This window comes from Oerskovia sp. 140933, assembly GCF_059651515.1.
Window position 1 is genome coordinate 131,858 of the sequence record NZ_JAMXIO010000005.1, and the last position, 17,120, is coordinate 148,977.

General features: G+C 71.5%; 21 protein-coding genes and 1 pseudogene. 4 read left to right on the forward strand and 18 right to left on the reverse strand.

Features of this window, described 5'->3' with window-relative positions; genetic code table 11:
• The 11 genes from fliG to NHG27_RS04840 form a co-directional block, all read right to left on the reverse strand.
• On the reverse strand, positions 1 to 1,143 hold the full coding sequence (gene fliG, locus NHG27_RS04790) for a flagellar motor switch protein FliG (RefSeq protein ID WP_497014925.1): 1,143 nt from the start codon (positions 1,141 to 1,143) through the stop codon (positions 1 to 3).
• On the reverse strand, positions 1,140 to 2,765 hold the full coding sequence (gene fliF / locus NHG27_RS04795) for a flagellar basal-body MS-ring/collar protein FliF (protein ID WP_497014926.1): 1,626 nt from the start codon (positions 2,763 to 2,765) through the stop codon (positions 1,140 to 1,142). Before fliF ends, fliG begins: the two co-directional genes overlap by 4 nt.
• A gap of 2 nt (positions 2,766 to 2,767) precedes the next feature.
• On the reverse strand, positions 2,768 to 3,091 hold the full coding sequence (gene fliE / locus NHG27_RS04800; protein WP_497014927.1) for a flagellar hook-basal body complex protein FliE: 324 nt from the start codon (positions 3,089 to 3,091) through the stop codon (positions 2,768 to 2,770).
• Between the two features lie 5 nt (positions 3,092 to 3,096).
• Positions 3,097 to 3,489, reverse strand: a complete 393-nt coding sequence (locus NHG27_RS04805) for a flagellar basal body rod protein FlgC (RefSeq protein WP_497014928.1) — start codon at positions 3,487 to 3,489, stop codon at positions 3,097 to 3,099.
• Between the two features lies 1 nt (position 3,490).
• Entirely contained in the window at positions 3,491 to 3,832 is a 342-nt protein-coding gene (locus NHG27_RS04810; protein ID WP_497014929.1) for a flagellar basal body rod protein FlgB, read from the reverse strand.
• A 210-nt stretch (positions 3,833 to 4,042) separates the two neighbouring features.
• A complete protein-coding gene (locus tag NHG27_RS04815) occupies positions 4,043 to 4,585 on the reverse strand; it encodes a hypothetical protein (protein ID WP_497014930.1) in 543 nt (180 codons plus the stop codon).
• Positions 4,575 to 5,000, reverse strand: coding sequence for a flagellar export chaperone FliS (gene fliS / locus NHG27_RS04820; protein WP_497014931.1), 426 nt, complete (start codon positions 4,998 to 5,000; stop codon positions 4,575 to 4,577). Before fliS ends, NHG27_RS04815 begins: the two co-directional genes overlap by 11 nt.
• A gap of 22 nt (positions 5,001 to 5,022) precedes the next feature.
• Positions 5,023 to 6,402, reverse strand: a complete 1,380-nt coding sequence (gene fliD / locus NHG27_RS04825) for a flagellar filament capping protein FliD (protein WP_497014932.1) — start codon at positions 6,400 to 6,402, stop codon at positions 5,023 to 5,025.
• A 115-nt stretch (positions 6,403 to 6,517) separates the two neighbouring features.
• Complete coding sequence (locus NHG27_RS04830; protein ID WP_497014933.1) at positions 6,518 to 7,384, reverse strand: flagellin N-terminal helical domain-containing protein; 867 nt, start codon at positions 7,382 to 7,384, stop codon at positions 6,518 to 6,520.
• 252 nt (positions 7,385 to 7,636) lie between these two features.
• Complete coding sequence (locus NHG27_RS04835) at positions 7,637 to 8,491, reverse strand: flagellin N-terminal helical domain-containing protein (protein ID WP_497014934.1); 855 nt, start codon at positions 8,489 to 8,491, stop codon at positions 7,637 to 7,639.
• Positions 8,492 to 8,688: 197 nt separating this feature from the next.
• Positions 8,689 to 9,489, reverse strand: coding sequence for a sigma-70 family RNA polymerase sigma factor (locus NHG27_RS04840; protein ID WP_497014935.1), 801 nt, complete (start codon positions 9,487 to 9,489; stop codon positions 8,689 to 8,691).
• 229 nt (positions 9,490 to 9,718) lie between these two features.
• On the opposite strand from NHG27_RS04840, the gene NHG27_RS04845 reads away from it, so the two are divergent.
• From NHG27_RS04845 to NHG27_RS04860, 4 genes are all read left to right on the forward strand, one after another.
• Positions 9,719 to 10,207, forward strand: a complete 489-nt coding sequence (locus NHG27_RS04845) for a flagellar protein FlgN (RefSeq protein WP_497014936.1) — start codon at positions 9,719 to 9,721, stop codon at positions 10,205 to 10,207.
• 12 nt (positions 10,208 to 10,219) lie between these two features.
• Complete coding sequence (gene flgK, locus NHG27_RS04850) at positions 10,220 to 11,638, forward strand: flagellar hook-associated protein FlgK (RefSeq protein WP_497014937.1); 1,419 nt, start codon at positions 10,220 to 10,222, stop codon at positions 11,636 to 11,638.
• Positions 11,639 to 11,705: 67 nt separating this feature from the next.
• A complete protein-coding gene (gene flgL, locus NHG27_RS04855) occupies positions 11,706 to 12,581 on the forward strand; it encodes a flagellar hook-associated protein FlgL (RefSeq protein WP_497014938.1) in 876 nt (291 codons plus the stop codon).
• A complete protein-coding gene (locus tag NHG27_RS04860) occupies positions 12,581 to 12,946 on the forward strand; it encodes a flagellar assembly protein FliW (RefSeq protein WP_497014939.1) in 366 nt (121 codons plus the stop codon). Before flgL ends, NHG27_RS04860 begins: the two co-directional genes overlap by 1 nt.
• 154 nt (positions 12,947 to 13,100) lie before the next feature.
• On the opposite strand, the gene NHG27_RS04865 is transcribed toward NHG27_RS04860, so the two are convergent.
• The 7 genes and pseudogenes from NHG27_RS04865 to NHG27_RS04895 all read right to left on the reverse strand — a co-directional run.
• Positions 13,101 to 13,586 (reverse strand): hypothetical protein, encoded by a 486-nt coding sequence (locus tag NHG27_RS04865; RefSeq protein ID WP_497014940.1) that lies wholly within the window; start codon positions 13,584 to 13,586, stop codon positions 13,101 to 13,103.
• A gap of 52 nt (positions 13,587 to 13,638) precedes the next feature.
• Positions 13,639 to 14,001 (reverse strand): response regulator, encoded by a 363-nt coding sequence (locus NHG27_RS04870; RefSeq protein WP_497014941.1) that lies wholly within the window; start codon positions 13,999 to 14,001, stop codon positions 13,639 to 13,641.
• Positions 13,998 to 14,474: a chemotaxis protein CheX gene (locus NHG27_RS04875; RefSeq protein ID WP_497014942.1), complete on the reverse strand. Its 477-nt coding sequence runs from the start codon at positions 14,472 to 14,474 to the stop codon at positions 13,998 to 14,000. The genes NHG27_RS04870 and NHG27_RS04875 overlap by 4 nt, the downstream gene beginning before the upstream one ends.
• Entirely contained in the window at positions 14,471 to 14,854 is a 384-nt protein-coding gene (locus NHG27_RS04880; RefSeq protein WP_497014943.1) for a response regulator, read from the reverse strand. The genes NHG27_RS04875 and NHG27_RS04880 overlap by 4 nt, the downstream gene beginning before the upstream one ends.
• A complete protein-coding gene (locus NHG27_RS04885) occupies positions 14,851 to 15,663 on the reverse strand; it encodes a CheR family methyltransferase (RefSeq protein WP_497014944.1) in 813 nt (270 codons plus the stop codon). The genes NHG27_RS04880 and NHG27_RS04885 overlap by 4 nt, the downstream gene beginning before the upstream one ends.
• Positions 15,660 to 16,712: a protein-glutamate methylesterase/protein-glutamine glutaminase gene (locus NHG27_RS04890; protein ID WP_497014945.1), complete on the reverse strand. Its 1,053-nt coding sequence runs from the start codon at positions 16,710 to 16,712 to the stop codon at positions 15,660 to 15,662. The genes NHG27_RS04885 and NHG27_RS04890 overlap by 4 nt, the downstream gene beginning before the upstream one ends.
• A gap of 81 nt (positions 16,713 to 16,793) precedes the next feature.
• A pseudogene (locus NHG27_RS04895) lies at positions 16,794 to 17,120 on the reverse strand (methyl-accepting chemotaxis protein); the annotation flags it as partial.

Here is a 17,120-nt window from a genome sequence, read left to right on the forward strand (position 1 = left end):
TCAGTAGACAAGCTCGTCCCCGTCCGTGCGGTGGATCGTGATCTTCTCGTCGGCCTCGAGGTCGCGCACGACCCGGACGATCTCCGCCCGCGCCTCCTCGACCTGGCTCACGCGCACCCCTCCGAGGCCCGCGATCTCCTCGTCGAGCAGGGCACGGTTGCGCGCCGAGATGTTCGTCGTGACGGCCTCGACGACCTTCGCGGTCGTGCCCTTCATGGCGAGCGCGAGCACCGACATCTCCACACCCCGCAGGATGATCTGGACGTCGAGCGCCTCGAACGACGCGATGTCCTCGAAGGTCAGCATGCGCGAGCGGACCTCGTCGGCGAGCTGCGGGTCGCGCGCCTCGAGCCCCTCGAGGAGCGCCTTCTCCGTGGCCGCGTCCGAGCGGTTGATGATGTCCACGAGGGGCTGGACACCACCGATGATCTCGACCGGCTGTCGCGGCGCGATGCTCGCCCCCATGCGCGTGCGGAACTGGTCCGAGACGAGCTTCACGGCCTCGGGGGACGCCGTCCCCATGGTGGCCAGCGCCTGGGCGACGTCGGTGCGGTAATCGTCGGCGAGGTTGGCCAGCACCGACGACGCGACGCTCGAGCTCAGGTGGGCCAGCACGAGGGCGACGGTCTGGGGGTGCTCGCCGTCGAGCAGCGAGATGATCTGCCCCGGCTCGGCGCCGTCCAGGTACTCGAACGCCTTGCCCTGCATGCTCGCCACGAGCCGCTCGACGACGTCGGCCGCCTTGTCGGCGCCGAGCGACGCCTCCAGCAGGCCGACCGCGAGCTCCTTGCCCCCGCGAGGACGAGGGCTGCCGGACAGCGCCATCTCGTAGAACTCGTCGAGGGCCGCGACCGCGAGGTCCTGGTCGACGACCTGGGTCCGCATGATCTCCGCGGCGACCTCGCCCGTCTCCTCCTCGGAGAACAGCGACATGACCGTCGCGGCGCGCTCCTGGCTCATCTGCATGAGGATCAGCGCGACCTTCTGGACGCCGGACATGCCGGCGATCTTGCGCAGCTTCTCGATCGGCAGCCGGACCTCGGCCGGCTCGGGGACGTCGGGGGTCTCGGTGGTCGGCCCGCCCGCCGTCGGTGCGTCCACGGTCAGCAGGCCCGTGCCCGGCGCGTTCGTCGTGATGGTCATCGCGCCACCGCCCGGTCCTCGGCCAGGAGCACCCGCAGGTACCCGGCCGTCTTGTCGGGGTCGGCCGCCGCGAGCGCGTCGACCTCGGCGCGTCGCTGGTCCAGACCGGAGAACCTCGGTGTCGGGGGCTGGATCTCCGGGCGCACCGGCATCGGCTCGAGCACGCCGTCGCCGCCTCCCCCTCCGCCCAGCATCGGCGGGAGCTCGGACAGGTCGTCGGTCACAGGTCGCAGCTCGAGGTCCGCGATGTCGACGGTCTCGCGCCGCTCCCGGCGCCGGCGTGCCCGCGACCAGGCCACGAGGCCCAGGACGAGCAGCAGGAGCACTCCCCCGACGACCGCCGCGGTCCGCAGCGTCTGCGCCTGACGCTCGGCGGCAGCGGCGGACTCGGCGGCGGCCAGCGCGGCCTGGGCCGCGTCGGCCGCCCCCGTGTCGAACGCGAGCCGCTCGACCTCGACCACGTCCCCTCGCTCCGGGTCGATGCCCGCCGCCGCGGCGACCAGGCTCGCGATGGCGTCGGTGTTGCCCGCGGCCGCGGCCTCGGCGTTGAGCGCGACCGACACCGTCTGTCGCGTCAGGGTCCCCGCGGGTCGCGTGGTCGTCTCGGTGACCTTGTCGATCGCGTTGTTCCGGGTGGCGTCCTGCGAGGTGTAGCTGCCCTCGCCGTTCGCGCCGTTCGGGACCGCGATGTTGTCCGGCCCCAGGACGCCGGCCCCGCCCGCACCGGTGCCGCTGTACTCCTCGGTCGTGGTGGACTCGTTGAGGACCGGGGCGTTCTCCGGGGCCGTGAACGTCTCCTCGAGACGCTCGGACGTCGAGACGTCCATCTCGGCGGTCACCGCGACGGTCGAGTTGCCCGCGCCGACGACGCGGTCCAGCATCGCCTGGACCTGCTGGGCCGTGCGCGCCTCGTACTCCGAGCTCTGCTTGCCCGACGAACGGGTTCCCACGCCGACCTCGGAGAGCACCGTCCCGCTCGCGTCGACGACCGCCACGTCCGTGGGAGCCATGCCGTCGATCGAGGCCGACACCAGGTGCACCATGGCCTCGACCTGCTCGGGCGCGAGGGACTTGCCACGGGTCGGGGCGACGAACACCGACGCGGTCGGCGTGCCCTTCTGGGCGGCGAACACGGTGTCCTCGGGGATCGCGAGCTGGACGGTCGCGGTCGACACGTTGTCCATCGCGCCGATCGTGCGCGCCAGCTCGCCCTCGAGCGCGCGCTTGTAGGTCACGTCCTGCTGGAACTCGCTCGACGTGACGCCCATCTCGTCGAGCAGCGAGTACCCGCCGGTCGACTCGTCCGCGGGCAGCCCGGCGGCCGCGGCCGCGAGCCGCTGGTCGTAGACCTGCTCCTCGGGCACGAGGACCGTCGCCCCGCCGTCGGTCAGCTGGTACGGCACGCCCTGCGACCGGAGCTGGTCGACGATCGCCGAGGCGTCGGCGCTCGACATGCCCGAGTACAGGGGTGCGTAGCTGGGGCGGGACACCCAGGACACGAGCCCGACCACGGCGACCACCAGGATCGCGAGGGCGAGGACCGCGAGCGTGCGCTGCGCGATCGTGAAGTCGCGGACGGCTCCGAACGCGCGTCCGAACGACGACTTGATCTTCTCCGGCATGGTCAGGCCTGCATCCTCATGATCTCGTTGAACGCGTCGACGGCCTTGTTGCGCACGGTCGCGACGAGCTCGAGGGTGGTCGCGGCACGCGTCGAGGCGATGGTCGCCTGGTGGATGTCCTGCAGGTCACCCGAGACCGCGGCGATGGTGAGCTCGTTCGAGGTCGCCTGGAGCTGCTGGGTACCGTCGATCGCGCCGCCCAGGACGGAGGCGAACGTGCTGGCGCCCGCTCGTCCGGTGGAGGGCGTGGCCGACACGGCGGACAGCGCCTCGGCTCCCGGGAGGTAGCCGGTCGCGGTCGTGGGCTCGATGGATGAGACAGGCATGGGGTTCACTTCCCGATCTGGAGGGCTGCTTCGTACGCCGTCTTGGCGCGGTCGACGACCGCGGCGTTCGCCTGGTACCCGCGCTGGGCGAGGATGAGGCTGCCCATCTGCTCGGACATGTCGATGTCCGGGTAGCGCACGTACCCGTCGTCGTCGGCGAGCGGGTGGTCCGGCTCGTACGTGAGCCGCCCCTCCGCGCTCCCCCAGGCGGCGCCCGCGACGTAGGCGCCAGGGGTCTGCGTGCCGCCCTCCGCGACGGTCATGTAGCGTGCCCGGAAGGCCGCGTCGTCGGTCGACGTCACGGTGTTGACGTTGGAGAGGTTGTCGGCCACCGCGTCGAGCCACTTGCGGTGCACGGTCAGGCCCGTGCCGGCGATGCCCAGGGCGTCGAACGTCATCTCAGCTCGTCCTCATCGCCGTGCGCAGCGAGCTCGCCTCGCCACCGACCGCCTGCGTCGCGAACTGGTAGCGCAGCACCGTGTCGATGTTGGAGAGCGTCTCGGTGTCGAGGTTGACGTTCGACCCGTTGAGCTGGGTCGGCTCGACCGAGCGCGCCGTCGTGAAGGCCACGCGACCCTCGCCCGACGCGACCGAGGCAGCCAGCGCCTGCTCGAACTGCACACGCTTGGCGGTGTAGCCGGGGGTGTTGATGTTGGCGATGTTCTCCGCGATCGTGCGCTGGCGGGCGGAGAGCCCGTCGAGCGCGCTCTGGAGCGCCAAGGAGGTGACGGAGTCGAACACGTTCGCGGTATCCCCACGTCGAAGGTGTCGGCCGTCCCATGGCCTGCGTGGTGAGCCGTCCGTGCTCACTGTGTACTCTCGGCCGTCGGACGGCCGCCGTGCGTCGCGCACCTCGCCCCGGGTCGCGGGTCGAGTGATGCGTCGTCGTGTCACTTCGGGCCCTATGCAGGGCCGCGGCACGTCAGCCGTCGTCGGTCGTGCGGGGGCCCGTCAGGCCTGGACGTCGAGGTAGGCCGCGGGCGGGTTGCTGCTCACGACGGGCACGGTGGAGACCGCCCGCGCATGGCGACGGTTCTCCGCGACGGCCTGCTGCAGGTGCTCGACGACGTGGGCCTGCCCGGTCAGGACCTCGAGCGCACGGTCCACCAGCTCGGCGGGCAGCGGTCCCAGGTCGGTCGGCGGGGTCCAGCGCACGAGCCTCCGGATCACCGAGTCGCCCGCGTCGGGCCCGGCACCTGCCGACAGCTCCGCGAGCTCGTCCAGCACGCGGGTCCACGCGGCGAGCGGGGTGTCCGCCACGTCCGGGCCGGGAGCCCGGGGCCTGTCGGGTGCGGGGGACCCCGCGCCGGGAGCGGAGGGCGCGTCGGCCTCCTCGGAGGGAGCCGCGGAGGGCGCCGTGGTCGCGAGCGAGGCCGCGGCCACCGCCAGCACGGTGGTCGCGGCCAGCACGCCGGGCACCGCCGACGCGGTGGGCGCGGCAGGGGTGTCCGTCGTCGAGAGGGTGGGCGCCGGGGCAGGCGTCTCAGGCGACACCGGTCACACCGCCCCCGCCGAGCACGGCGGCGCTGCCGTGCCCCGCAGGCAGCACCTCCGCGGCCTGGCGCCAGGTCTCCTGCAGCGGGACGACCAGCTCGAGCACCTCGTGCGTGCGGGCGATGTCCCGGTGGACGTTCGCGGCGACCAGGGCCTCGTGCACGTAGACGTACACCGCCAGGAGGTCGTCACCGCCGTCCCAGACCGCGGTGTCGAGCGATCCCATGAGCTCGGCGACGATGGCCTGCGCGTGCAGGAGCTGCTCGGAGGCCGCGTTCCATCGTTCCTCGCCCTGTGCGGCCTCGGCCCGGCGCAGGTCCAGGACGAGCCGGTCGTACAGCATGGTCAGCAGGCGAGCGGGGGACGCGGTGAGGATGGCGTCGCGTCCGTAGGCGCTCTGGGCGAGGTTGGTCACTGCGGTTCCTTCGTGGGGAGGGTCAGCGCTTGGAGCCGGAGGCCGAGCTCAGGGAGTTGAGCTGCCCCGTCAGCCACTGCTGCTGGGAGTCGAGCCGCGCGAGCTGAACCTCCATGGCGGTGAACTGCGCGCTGAGGCGGTTGTAACGCTGCTCGAGGCGGGTGTCCCAGCGGGTGATCTGCTCGTCGAGCCGCGTCGCGTTGGTCTCGCGGTTCTGGATCGAGGTGGTGAGCTGACCGTCGTACTTGTCGGACAGGCTCTTGGCTGCGCCCTCGACGCGGGCCGCGACCTTGGTGAACGTGGCCGCGACCGCGTCGGGGTCCTCGGCGACGGCTGCCGCGAACTTCTCGGGGTCGTACGTGACCTCCCCGTAGCGGGTGATCTCGATCCCGATCGTGGACAGGGAGACGCCGTCGATCGGGTACGTCGCCGCGTCGAGGAGGGTCTGGCGCGCGGACCGGACGACGGACTCGCCGGCCAGCGCCGCCCCCGTCGTGGAGCCGTCGGCGGCGATCGTGACCTTGGTCAGTGCGGAGATGCGGGACAGGAGCGCCGAGATCGACTCCACGAAGCCCTTGACCGTCGTGGACCGTGCCTCGGCGTCCTCGTTCACGGTGATCGTCACCGGGGTCGTGGAGGCCTTGGCGACCGTCACGTCCACACCGGGGAGGAGGTCGGCGAAGGTAGCGGTCGACGACGTCACGGTCTGCTCGGCGGGCGTCCCCGCCCACAGGCGCACCGACGAGTCGGCGGCCGCGGTGACCGTCGCCGCCCCGGGCGCGGTGAGGAGGTTCGTCGCGGTGCCCGCCGTCACGTCGGCCGCCGAGCCGGCGTGGAAGGAGAAGGCGTTCTCGGCACCGGTCTCGGCCGACGTGAGCTGCAGGCGGTAGAGCTTCTCGCCGGTCCCGGGATCGGTACCGGCGGCGACCTTGACCGCCCGGACCCCCGCGTCCGAGTTGTTGACGGCGGAGACCACGTCGTCGAGCGAGCTCGAGGCCGCGGAGATCTCGGTGTACGCCCCCTTCGCGTCGGTGATCGTGAAGCGCGTGCCGGGAGCGGTGCTCAGGGCCGCGGTCACCGACTTCTGGGCCGCGGCGACCGAGTCGACGACGACGTCGATCGTGCCGGCTCCGGCCGCGGGCTTGACCGACACGGAGAGGGCGTCGGACGAGGAGGTCGCCTTGAACTGGGCGAGGGCCGAGGGCGAGGTGAGGTCCTTGGCGGACTTCGCGAGCGCGGCGAGACGCGTGTTGAGGTCCTGCAGGGCGCTGATCTCGGTCCGCTGCACCTTGACCTTGGCCTGGAGCTGGAGCTGGGGGATCGCCTCGACCTTCATGAGGTCCGCTACCAGGGCCTTGACGTCGAGCCCGCTCGACGTGAGACCGGAGAGAGTGATACCCACGGAAGTTCCTCCAGGACGTTGGATCGGTTGGATCAGGTCGGGTCAGGTGCGGGAGGTGCACCCGGCGGGTGGCGACCTGTGCGGACGCCGCCACCCGCCGGGAGGCTGGTCAGTCTCAGCCGAGGAGCTGGAGGACTCCGGCGTTGGACTGGTTGGCCTGGGCCAGCATCGCGGTGCCGGCCTGGGACAGGATGTTGGTGCGCGAGTAGTTCATCATCTCCTTGGCCATGTCGACGTCGCGGATGCGCGACTCCGCAGAGGTCAGGTTCTCCGCGGCGACGTTGATGTTGGAGATCGCGTACTCGAGACGGTTCTGCGTCGCACCGAGGCCCGAGCGGGCGGTCGAGACGGCGTTGAGCGCCGTGTCGATCGTCTCGATCGCGGTGCGGGCGTTCGCGGACGTCGTGACGTCGAGCGCGGAGCCGCCGGCGGGGGCGGTCGCCTTGTAGACCGTGTCCTCGATGATGTCCTCGAGGTTGTTCGCGGCCAGGGCGATCGTGATGGTGTTGCCACCGCCCGCGGAGCCCTCGGCACCGACCTGGACCGTGAGGTCGTTGGCACCCGCGTTGAGCAGGTTGATGCCGTTGAAGTTGGTCGAGTCGACGATGCGGTCGAGCTCGTTCGCGAGCTCGTCGAGCTCGGACTTGATCGCGATGCGCGCGTCGGCGTTGTTGGTGTCCGAGGCCGCCTGGACCGTCAGGTCACGCATGCGCTGCAGGATCGACTGGGCCTCACCGAGCGCGCCTTCCGCAGCCTGCACGACGCTGATGCCGTCCTGCGCGTTGCGCGCGGCGACCGAGTAGCCGTTCACCTGAGCCTTGAGGCCCTCGGCGATCGACAGCCCCGCGGCGTCGTCCGCCGCGCGGTTGATCCGCAGACCCGACGACAGCTTCTCGAGCGACTTGCTCTGACTGTTCTGCGTGCTGGTCAGGTTCCGGAACGTGTTCAGTGCAGAGACGTTCGTGTTGACGCTGAAGCCCATGGTGAGTCCTCCGTGAGACGGGCGAGAAGATGGTCCCCCAGCCCATCCATGGGCCGGTCAACCACCACTCTCGGCACGCGGGGCGGGTTCGTGGGGCGCCAGTTGGCCGCGTCCGTCGACGGGTCGGGCGTCGACCCTCCTCAGGCAGGTACGGCCGACGGCGCCGCACCGGGAGTCCGGTGCGGCGCCGTCGGGCGTGCTCGCGGGTGGCGACCTGTGCGGACGCCGCCACCCGGCGGGGGCTGGTCAGTCTCAGCCGAGGAGCTGGAGGACTCCGGCGTTGGACTGGTTGGCCTGGGCCAGCATCGCGGTGCCGGCCTGGGACAGGATGTTGGTGCGCGAGTAGTTCATCATCTCCTTGGCCATGTCGACGTCGCGGATGCGCGACTCGGCAGAGGTCAGGTTCTCCGCGGCGACGTTGATGTTGGAGATCGCGTACTCGAGACGGTTCTGCGTCGCACCGAAGTTCGACCGAGCGGTCGAGACGGCGTTGAGCGCCGTGTCGATCGTCTCGATCGAGGTACGGGCGAGCGCCGACGTCGTGACGTCGAGCGACGTGCCACCGGCAGCGTCGTAGATGCCCGCGCCGATGATCGTCTGGAGGTCGTTCGCCGCCAGGGCGATCGTGATGGTGTTGCCGTCACCGGTGCCCTCGGCACCGACCTGGACCGTGAGGTCCGTGGCAGCGGCCGTGAGCAGGTTGATGCCGTTGAAGTTGGTCGAGTCGACGATGCGGTCGAGCTCGTTCGCGAGCTCGTCGAGCTCCGAGCCGATCGCGATGCGCGCGTCGGCGTTGTTGGTGTCCGAGGCCGCCTGGACCGTCAGGTCACGCATGCGCTGCAGGATCGACTGGGCCTCGCCGAGCGCGCCTTCCGCAGCCTGCACGACGCTGATGCCGTCCTGCGCGTTACGCGCGGCGACCGAGTAGCCGTTCACCTGAGCCTTGAGGCCCTCGGCGATCGACAGCCCCGCGGCGTCGTCCGCCGCGCGGTTGATCCGCAGACCCGACGACAGCTTCTCGAGCGACTTGCTCTGGCTGTTCTGCGTGTTCGTCAGGTTCCGGAACGTGTTCAGTGCAGAGACGTTCGTGTTGACGCTGAAGCCCATGATGAGTCCTCCGTGAGACGGGCGAGAAGAGATGGTCCCCCAGCCCATCCATGGGCCGGTCAACCACCACTCTCGGCAGCGTCGGGCTCCTCGTGAGGGCGGTTCCGGAACTCTTTCGCGCCCTGCACCCCCGGGCGGCTCTCGGACTCCTGCGCACCCGGACGTCCCGGGCGCCGACGAGGTCCGTCAGGCCACGCTCAGGACGCCGCGGGAGTGGGCCACGCCGCCGGACGCGTCGCGCCGCCGGCGACCCGCTCGCCCACCTCGGCGAGGTACTCGCGGCGTCGCGCGGACAGCGGTGCCGCCGAGCCACGCGCCTCCCGGTCCGAGTAGTGCGCCTCGAGCCCCGCGCGCAGCAGCCGGACCGCCTCGATGCGTGCGTGCGAGACGGTCGAGTGGCCGATCCCCAGCTCCTCCGCCAGCGCCCCGACCGTGCGTCCCGCGAAGTACACCTGCTCCACGATGTACCGCAGCTGCTCGGGCAGCGCCGCGACGGCCTCCCGCACGACGTGCCTCTCCTCCGTCGCGAGCACCTGCTCCTCGGGGCTCGGCGCGTCGAGCACGACGTGCTCGTACATCGAGTCGTCGACCGCGACGATCGCACGACCCGCGTCGTCCCGGATCGCTCGCACGTCCGCGACGGCGACCCCCATCGCCTCCGCGACCTGCACGTCCGTGGGCGGGCGCCCCAGCGACGACACCAGGCTCGCCTCGACGACCGTGAGCTCCTTGATCCGCTTGCGCGCCGAGCGGGGAGCCCAGTCCTGCGAGCGCAGCTCGTCGGAGAGCGCCCCGACGATCCGGCGTCGTGCGTACGCCCCGAAGGGAACCCCACGGTCCGGGTCGAAGGCCGTGGCCGCCGTCGTCAGGGCGATCGCCCCCACCGACGCGAGATCCTCCCGCGAGAGGTGGTCCGCTCGGGCGCACAGGTCGGACACGAGGAAGCCGACGAGGGCAAGGTTGTCGACGACGAGAGCGTTGCGCTCGGAGAGGTTCACGCCGAAGCACCTTTCTGCTGGGCATCTGCTGGGCCCCCGCTGCGCACGTCCCCGGTCCGGGACCACGGACGTCGCTGTGAGGCACGCGGTCGGGACCGCGTCATGGACTCCCATGCGGATCGGGTGCCCATCAGTCGCCACATCGGTCCGGCGGCGGCCGACAGTGGACTCCGAGCGGGCTTCGCAGCCGCCGTCCGACCGACCACCGCGCACGTAAGGGAGAGCCGCATTGGGCCCTCAGGAGCTGTCGACCCTGCTGTGGCGAGAGCGCGAGCTGCTGGAGATGCTGCTCTTCAAGCTCGAGGAGGAGCAGCTGCTCCTCACCGCCGGCCGCACCCGCTGGCTCGCGCACGCCAACCGTGAGGTCGAGACGGTCATGGAGAAGGTGCGCGAGGCGACGCTCGTGCGCACGGTCGCGTCGGAGGCCGTCGCGTCCTCGTGGGGGGTCTCGCCCGACGCGACCCTGCGCGAGATCGCCGCCGCCGCCCCGAGCACGGGTCCGTGGCGCGAGATCTTCGAAGGTCACCTCACGGGGCTGACCGAGCTGACGGTGCGCATCAAGACCGTCCGGGACACCAACACCCAGATCGTCAACCACGCCTCACGCTCGACGCAGGAGACTCTCGCGACCCTCGGCGGTGAGGCGCGCACGTACGACGCGACCGGCGCCGCCACGGCGCAGTCCGCGGTCGCCCACCTGTTCGACACGATCCTCTAGGGAGCCGGGCACATGAGCTCGTTCGCCATCCTCAACACCGCCCGCCAGGGCCTGAACGCCGCGCAGGCCGGTATCGACGTCACCGGCCAGAACGTCGCCAACCTCAACACGACCGGCTACACGCGCCAGCGCGTCCAGCAGTCGTCCGTGGCCCCCGTGTCGGAGATGGGCATGGCGCGCTTCTCCCAGCCCGTGCACAACGGCCAGGGGGTGCGGATCGACGGTGTCGCGCGGCTCGGCAACCTCTTCCTCGAGTCGCGCGTGCGGCAGACGGCGTCGAGCGAGGGCTACTCGACGGTGCGCGCTGCCGCCTTCACGGCGGTCGAGGACGTCCACGGCGAGCCGTCCGCGACCGGGCTCTCGGCGACCCTGCAGGCCTTCTGGAGCGGCTGGCAGGAGGTCGCCAACTCCCCCGGCAAGGAGCCCCAGGCCCGCGTCGTGATCGAGCAGGCCAGCGCCCTCGTCGACCGCCTCTCCTCCGGTCGTGCCCAGGTCGCGTCCCAGTGGCAGCAGTCCCGTACCGGTGCGGAGGCGCTCGTCGCCGAGGTCAGCACGATCGCGGACAAGGTCGCTGCTCTCAACGCCCAGATCCGCGACCAGGGTGGCCAGGGCGGGTCGATCAACGAGCTCGTGGACCACCGCAACGAGCTCACGACGTCCCTCGCGCTGATCTCCGGCGCGCAGGCGAGCACCAACCCCGACGGCACCGTCAACGTGCTGCTGGGCGGCAACCTGCTGGTCGACGGCACGACCGCCAACGAGGTCAGGCTGACCGGTTCGCAGTCGATGGACGGTGTGGCGGGCAACCCCGTGAAGCTCGAGTGGGCGCACCGTGCCGGCGCCTCGGTCGCCCTCGAGGGTGGCGAGCTCGCCGGTCACCTGTCGACGCTCGCACCGGCCTCCTCGGGCGGCGTCTTCGCCCAGGCCGCCGCAGGCTACGACGCCCTCGCCACGGCGATCGTCACCCAGGTGAACGCGCTGCACGCGACGGGCCTGACGCCGTCGGGCACGCCGGGCGGCGACTTCCTCGTCCTCGAGGCGGGCAAGCCCCCGGCCTCGGGCATCAAGGTCGCGGTCACGGACCCCGGCCAGGTGGCCGTGGGGGCCGGCGGCGGCGCGCTCGACGGGTCGGTCGCCGACAAGATCTCGCGCCTGGGCGTCGCGACCGACGGTCCCGACTCCGTGTGGTCGACGCACGTCGCGCAGCTCGCGGTGAAGTCGAGCTCGTCGACGTACGACGCCAAGCTCGCGACGATCGCGTCGACCGCCGCGTTCACCGACCTGATGTCCCACTCGGCCGTGTCGCTCGACGAGGAGACCGTCAACCTCGTGCAGTACCAGCACGCCTACCAGGGCGCGGCGCGCGTCCTGACCGCCGTCGACGAGATGCTCGACCAGCTCATCAACCGCACAGGCCGCGTCGGCCTGTGACCCGTCGGGGCCACCGGCCCCGCCACCACGTCCGACCCGCCGCCCGACCCGCCGCCCAGGAGACCCCGTGCGCATCACCAACCAGATGCAGGCTTCGTTCGTCCAACGGAGCATGCAGGCCAACCTCGCGAGGATGGCCGAGCTCCAGGAGCAGGGGACGTCCGGGCGCAAGCTCGTGCGGGCGTCCAGCGACCCGTCGGGCACCGCCGACGCCCTCTCGGTCCGCAACCAGCTCGCGAACGAGATGCAGTACGAGCGCAACATCAAGAACGGCGAGGGCTGGCTCACGACGCTCGACTCGACGCTCGGGACCGTCACGGACGTCATCCAGCGCGTGCGCGACCTGGTGATCCAGGGTGCGTCGGACACGACGTCCGCGGCAGGCCGCGAGGCCATCGCGGTCGAGCTCGACGAGCTGCGCTCCGAGCTGCTGCGCCAGTCCAACACGACCTACCTCGGGCGCAGCGTGTTCGCCGGCACGTCCGACGAGGGCGTGGCGTTCCGCGACGACTACACCTTCACGGGGGTGCCCGGGTCGACCGTCGAACGGCGCATCGGCGACGACTCGACCGTGCGGGTCGACGCCGACGGGGCCGCGGTGTTCGGCGAGGGGCCGGACTCGGTCTTCGCCCTGCTCGACACCCTGTCGACCGAGCTGCGGGCGAACAAGGGGGTCGGGGACCACCTCGCCGCCGTGGACTCACGGATGTCGGCGGTCCTGACCCAGCACTCCGCCGTCGGTGCACGGCACAACCAGCTCGAGCGTGCGACCGACACCAACGCCGGTTCCCAGGTCGCCCTCGAGATCCGCCGCGCCTCGATCGAGGACGTCGACCTCGCCGAGGTCGCGATCGACCTCCAGCTCAAGGTGATCGCCTACCAGGCGACGCTGAGCATCGGTGCCAACATCCTGCAGCCCACTCTCATGGACTTCCTCCGCTGATGACGACCATCTCCTTCGTGACTCCCCCGCCCGGCCTCACGGCCCACCGCTTCGAGCTGCTCGAGGAGGAGACCGACGGCGTCTACTCGCTCGTCTCCCTCGACTCGCCCGGCGTCGACCTGCTCGTCGTCGACCCGGCCCGGTGGGTGCCCGACTACGCACCCGCGCTCCCCGCCGCGGATCTCGACCGCATCGGCGCGAGCGGCCAGGAGCCCGTCGTCCTCGTGGTCGCGAGCGTGCGCGAGGGGACCGTCGGCGTCAACCTCATGGCCCCGGTCCTCGTGCACCCGGACACGGGCGCCGCGATCCAGACGATCCTCGACGGGCAGGGCCTCGACCTGCGCAGGACGTTGTCCCCGACCTGACCGGGACGTTCCGGCCCGACGGCGTCGCTCGCCGCAGGGGTCGCACGGCACCACCCGCGTCACGCACGGACGACGAAGGGCCCGCCCGCTTCCGCGGACGGGCCCTTGGTCGTGCTGGGGACGCGGCACGTGGCGCCGCGGCCGACCGGGCCGGCTAGCGCAGGACGACCGTGAACGCCCCCGCGCCGTACCCGGCGATCTCCACCTGGGCGTCGAGGCGACGGCCCGTGCTCCGCAGGAAGGACACGGCCGCCGACGGGAGGGCACCGCGCGTCGAGTCGAAGATGTCCGCGAGCACCAGGTGCGGCGCGTCCTGCGTGTTGAACAGGCCGGCCGTGACGTTGAGGACCTCGAAGACGTTCTCCAGCAGCACGTCGCTGAGCTTCCCGTCGGCCGCGGCGTCCTTCGCCGGCGCGGGCGGCATGAGCCCGATCGACGCCCCGAGGTAGGCCCCCAGGGGGACGTCGAGCGCGACCACGGCCTCGACCTGGCCACGGTTGCTCAGGTACGTGCCGACGACGAGCCCCTTCGTCTCGGGGGTCATGTGCCGGTCGGCTCGCTCCGCTGTGCACGCGCGGCCGACCAGTCCCGCGTACAGGTCCTTGATCTCCTTGAGCTGGGGCAGTGGCGTGGTGGTCACGGGGTCTTTCCTCCGGAGGTCGATCGGTGGGTGGTGCGTGGTGTGTCGCAGGTCAGCGGAAGTGCGGTCGCAGCGCCGACTCGAACGTGTCGGCGTCGAACGGCTTGGCGATGAGGAACAGCGCCCCTTCGCTCGCGGCGAGCTCGCGCATCTGCGGCGAGCCCTCCGAGGTCACGAAGCCGAACGGCACGGCCGAACCCGCCGCGCGCAGCGACCTCAGGACGTCGATGCCGTTCAGCCCCGGCATGTTCCAGTCCGACAGGACGAGGTCCGGGTTCTCCGACAGCGTCAGGGCGAGCGCCTCGGACCCGTCACCGGCCTGGACGATGTCCCAGTCGCCGAAGCCTGCCTGCCGCAGGGTGCGCAGGACGATCTGCCGCATGACGCGGCTGTCGTCCGCAACGAGGACTCTCACAGGCCTTCTCCGTTCGTCGAGGTCCACAGCTGGATGAGGATCGGGCCGCCCCACCAGATCAGCGCCTGCTCGTGGTCGACCGGGCGCAGCGCCGACGGCGCCACCTGGGCGACGACGGGGAGCGTGAGCGTCGCCCCCTCCGGCAGCATGGCCTTGAGGTTGCCGCCGACCACGTTCGCGACCTCCCCGAGCGCGTCCTGGACGTCCTCGAGCGAGACGGGCTCGTCGTCCTCCATGGCGAGCAGGGACCGCGCGAGACGGTCCGCCGTCTCGCGCGCCGTGACGACCAGGGTGCGGGACACCGCGGGTCCCACGACGATGTCGACCCACGCGTACAACGGGTCGGGGAACGGCTCGTCCAGTGCTTCCGCGGGCAGGAGCAGGCCGGGTTCGCCGTCGATCATCGCGGTGAACAGCTCCTGGGCCATCGGGACGACGCTCTGTGCGAGCGTCGTGGTCGTGGTGTCGGTCATGCGAGCTCCTTCTGCGGCAGCAGCCCGAGCAGGTCGAGCTTCGCCTCGAGCGCATCAGGGGTGAACGGTTTGATCAGGTACTCGTGCGCGCCCGCAGCGAGGGCGCGCACGATCTGGGACTGCTCCGACTCGGTCGTGACCATCATGAGCGTCAGGTCGCGCCACTCCCGGCGCGCCCGGACCGCGTGGACGAGCTCCAGGCCGTCCATCACCGGCATGTTCCAGTCCACGCACGCCAGGTCGAACCTCTCACCGGCCTCGAGCAGGTCCAGCGCTGCTCGTCCGTCGCCCGCCTCGGCGATGTCGTAGCCGAGACCCTTCAGTGTCGTGGCGACGATGCGGCGCATCACGCGCGAGTCGTCGATCACCAGCGCTCTCATGCGCTGCCTCCTCGGAGTCGGTAGATGGAGCCGTACGTGGCGTTGACGCGTTCCCACGCGGCGTCCAGGCCCACGGTGGTCTCGGCGGCACCCAGCACGAGGTAGCCGCCCGGTCGCACCCGGCTGCGGAGCCGGGCGAGGATCGACTGCCTGGTGGGCAGGTCGAAGTAGATGAGGACGTTGCGCAGGAAGACCACGTCGAACATCCCCACGCCCGGAGGCGCAGCGAGCAGGTTGTGCTTCTCGAACGTCAGGTTCCGCCGGAGCGACGGAAGGACCTCCCACTCGTCCCCGACCCGCCGGAAGTGGCGCGCGAGCATCGGGGCGGGCAGACCTCGGCTGACCTCGAGACGGCTGTACCGTCCGGTCCGGGCACGTTCGACGACCTGCCCGTTGATGTCGGTCGCGAGGATCCGGAACCGGTCGTCGCCGCGCTCGGCCAGCACCATCGCGATGCTGTACGGCTCCTGCCCCGTCGAGCAGCCCGCGGACCAGACGGAGAGCTCGCCTCCGCCGTGAGCGGGCACGACGACCTCGCGCAGGGCGGTGAACGGCGCCGTGTCACGGAACCACGACGTCTCGTTGGTCGTCATGGCCTCGACCACGTGCGCGATCTCCAGGCTCGACCCGGTACGCACGTAGCGCTGCACGTACTGGTCGACGGCGTCGTGCCCCAGGAGCCCCTTCTCGTGGGCCAGGGGTCCGAGCCGCAGCTCGACGAGGTACTCCTTGCCGGGGGCGAGCTGGATCGCGCTGTGCCGACGGACCAGGTCGCTCACGTACGAGAAGGACTGGGCGGAGACGGTCACGGTGCCTTCCCCTCGACGGCCTGCGTGACGGCGCGCGCGACGTGGTCGAGCGGGAGGACGTTGTGCGCGTAGCCCGCGGTCACCACTGCCCCCGGCATGCCCCAGACGACCGACGACTCCTCGTCCTGCGCGAGCACGTGCCCTCCTGCCGCGGCGACCGCGCCCGCGCCGTCGCGCCCGTCGGACCCCATGCCGGTCAGCACGAGGGCGAGCAGGTCGCCGCCGTACGCCCGGACGGCGGACCGGAACAGCACGTCGACCGCGGGTCGTGTGAAGTTGACCGGCGGCGTGTCCGTGAGCGCGGTCGACAGGACCGATCCGTCGCGGACGATCTCCAGGTGGCGGCCCCCCTGAGCGAGGTAGGCGTGCCCCGGCGCGAGGACCTCGTCGCCCGTCGCCTCGAGGACGGTCGTCGGTCCCTCCCGGTCGAGGCGCTGCGCCAGCTGTCTCGTGAACACGGGGGGCATGTGCTGGACCACGAGCACCGGGACGGGCAGGGGTACCCGGATCGCCGAGAAGACCGCCCGCAAGGCGTCGGGCCCCCCGGTCGACGAACCCACCACGACGGCCCGGACCGGCCGGACGGGGGCGGCGCGGCGCTCGGCCACCACCCGCGCCCCGGGAGCCCCGCCGGGCGGACGACGTGCACCGGGGACGAGAGCCTTGATCTTCGGGAGGAGCTCCAGGCCCACCCGTTCGAGGGCGCTCTCGACCGACCCGGCGCCGCTCGGCTTCGTCACGTAGTCCGTCGCGCCTGCCGAGAGGGCGTCGAGCGTGGCCCGCGCCCCCTTCTCAGTGAGCGTCGAGAACATGATGACGGGCATCCGGTGCCCTGCGGCACGCAGCGCCCGTACCGTCTCGATGCCGTCGAGGACCGGCATCTCGATGTCGAGGGTGACGAGGTCCGGGTGGAGCTGTTCGACCTTGGCCAGGGCGAGCCGACCGTCGGCGGCCGTGCCCACGACCGTGACCTCCGGGTCGCGTTCGAGCGTCTGGGTCAGCAGACGACGGATGACGACCGAGTCGTCGACGACGAGCACCCGGATCACGGTCTGCCTCCTGAGCGCGGGTCGCAGGCCGGCTCGGCCGTGCGGGTGGGTGTGGTGGGTGTCGTGGGGTTCATCCGGGGCTCAGATCCGGAACTGGGCCACGCGGGTGCGCAGCTCGACCGAGACCTGGGCCAGCTCGTCGACCGCGATGCTCATGCGCTGCATGGTCACCGCGCTCTCCTGCGCCGCGGTCGCGATGCCGGTGATGTTGCCCGCGATCTCCGAGGCCCCCGTCGCCGACTCCTGCACCCCCCGCGACATCTCCGTCGTCGTCGCCGTCTGCTCCTCCACCGCCGAAGCGATCGTCAGCTGGTAGTCGTTGATCCGCCCGATGATGTCCGCGATCTCACCGATCGCCCCCACCGCACTCGAGGTATCCCCCTGGATCGCCTCCACCCGACGAGCAAT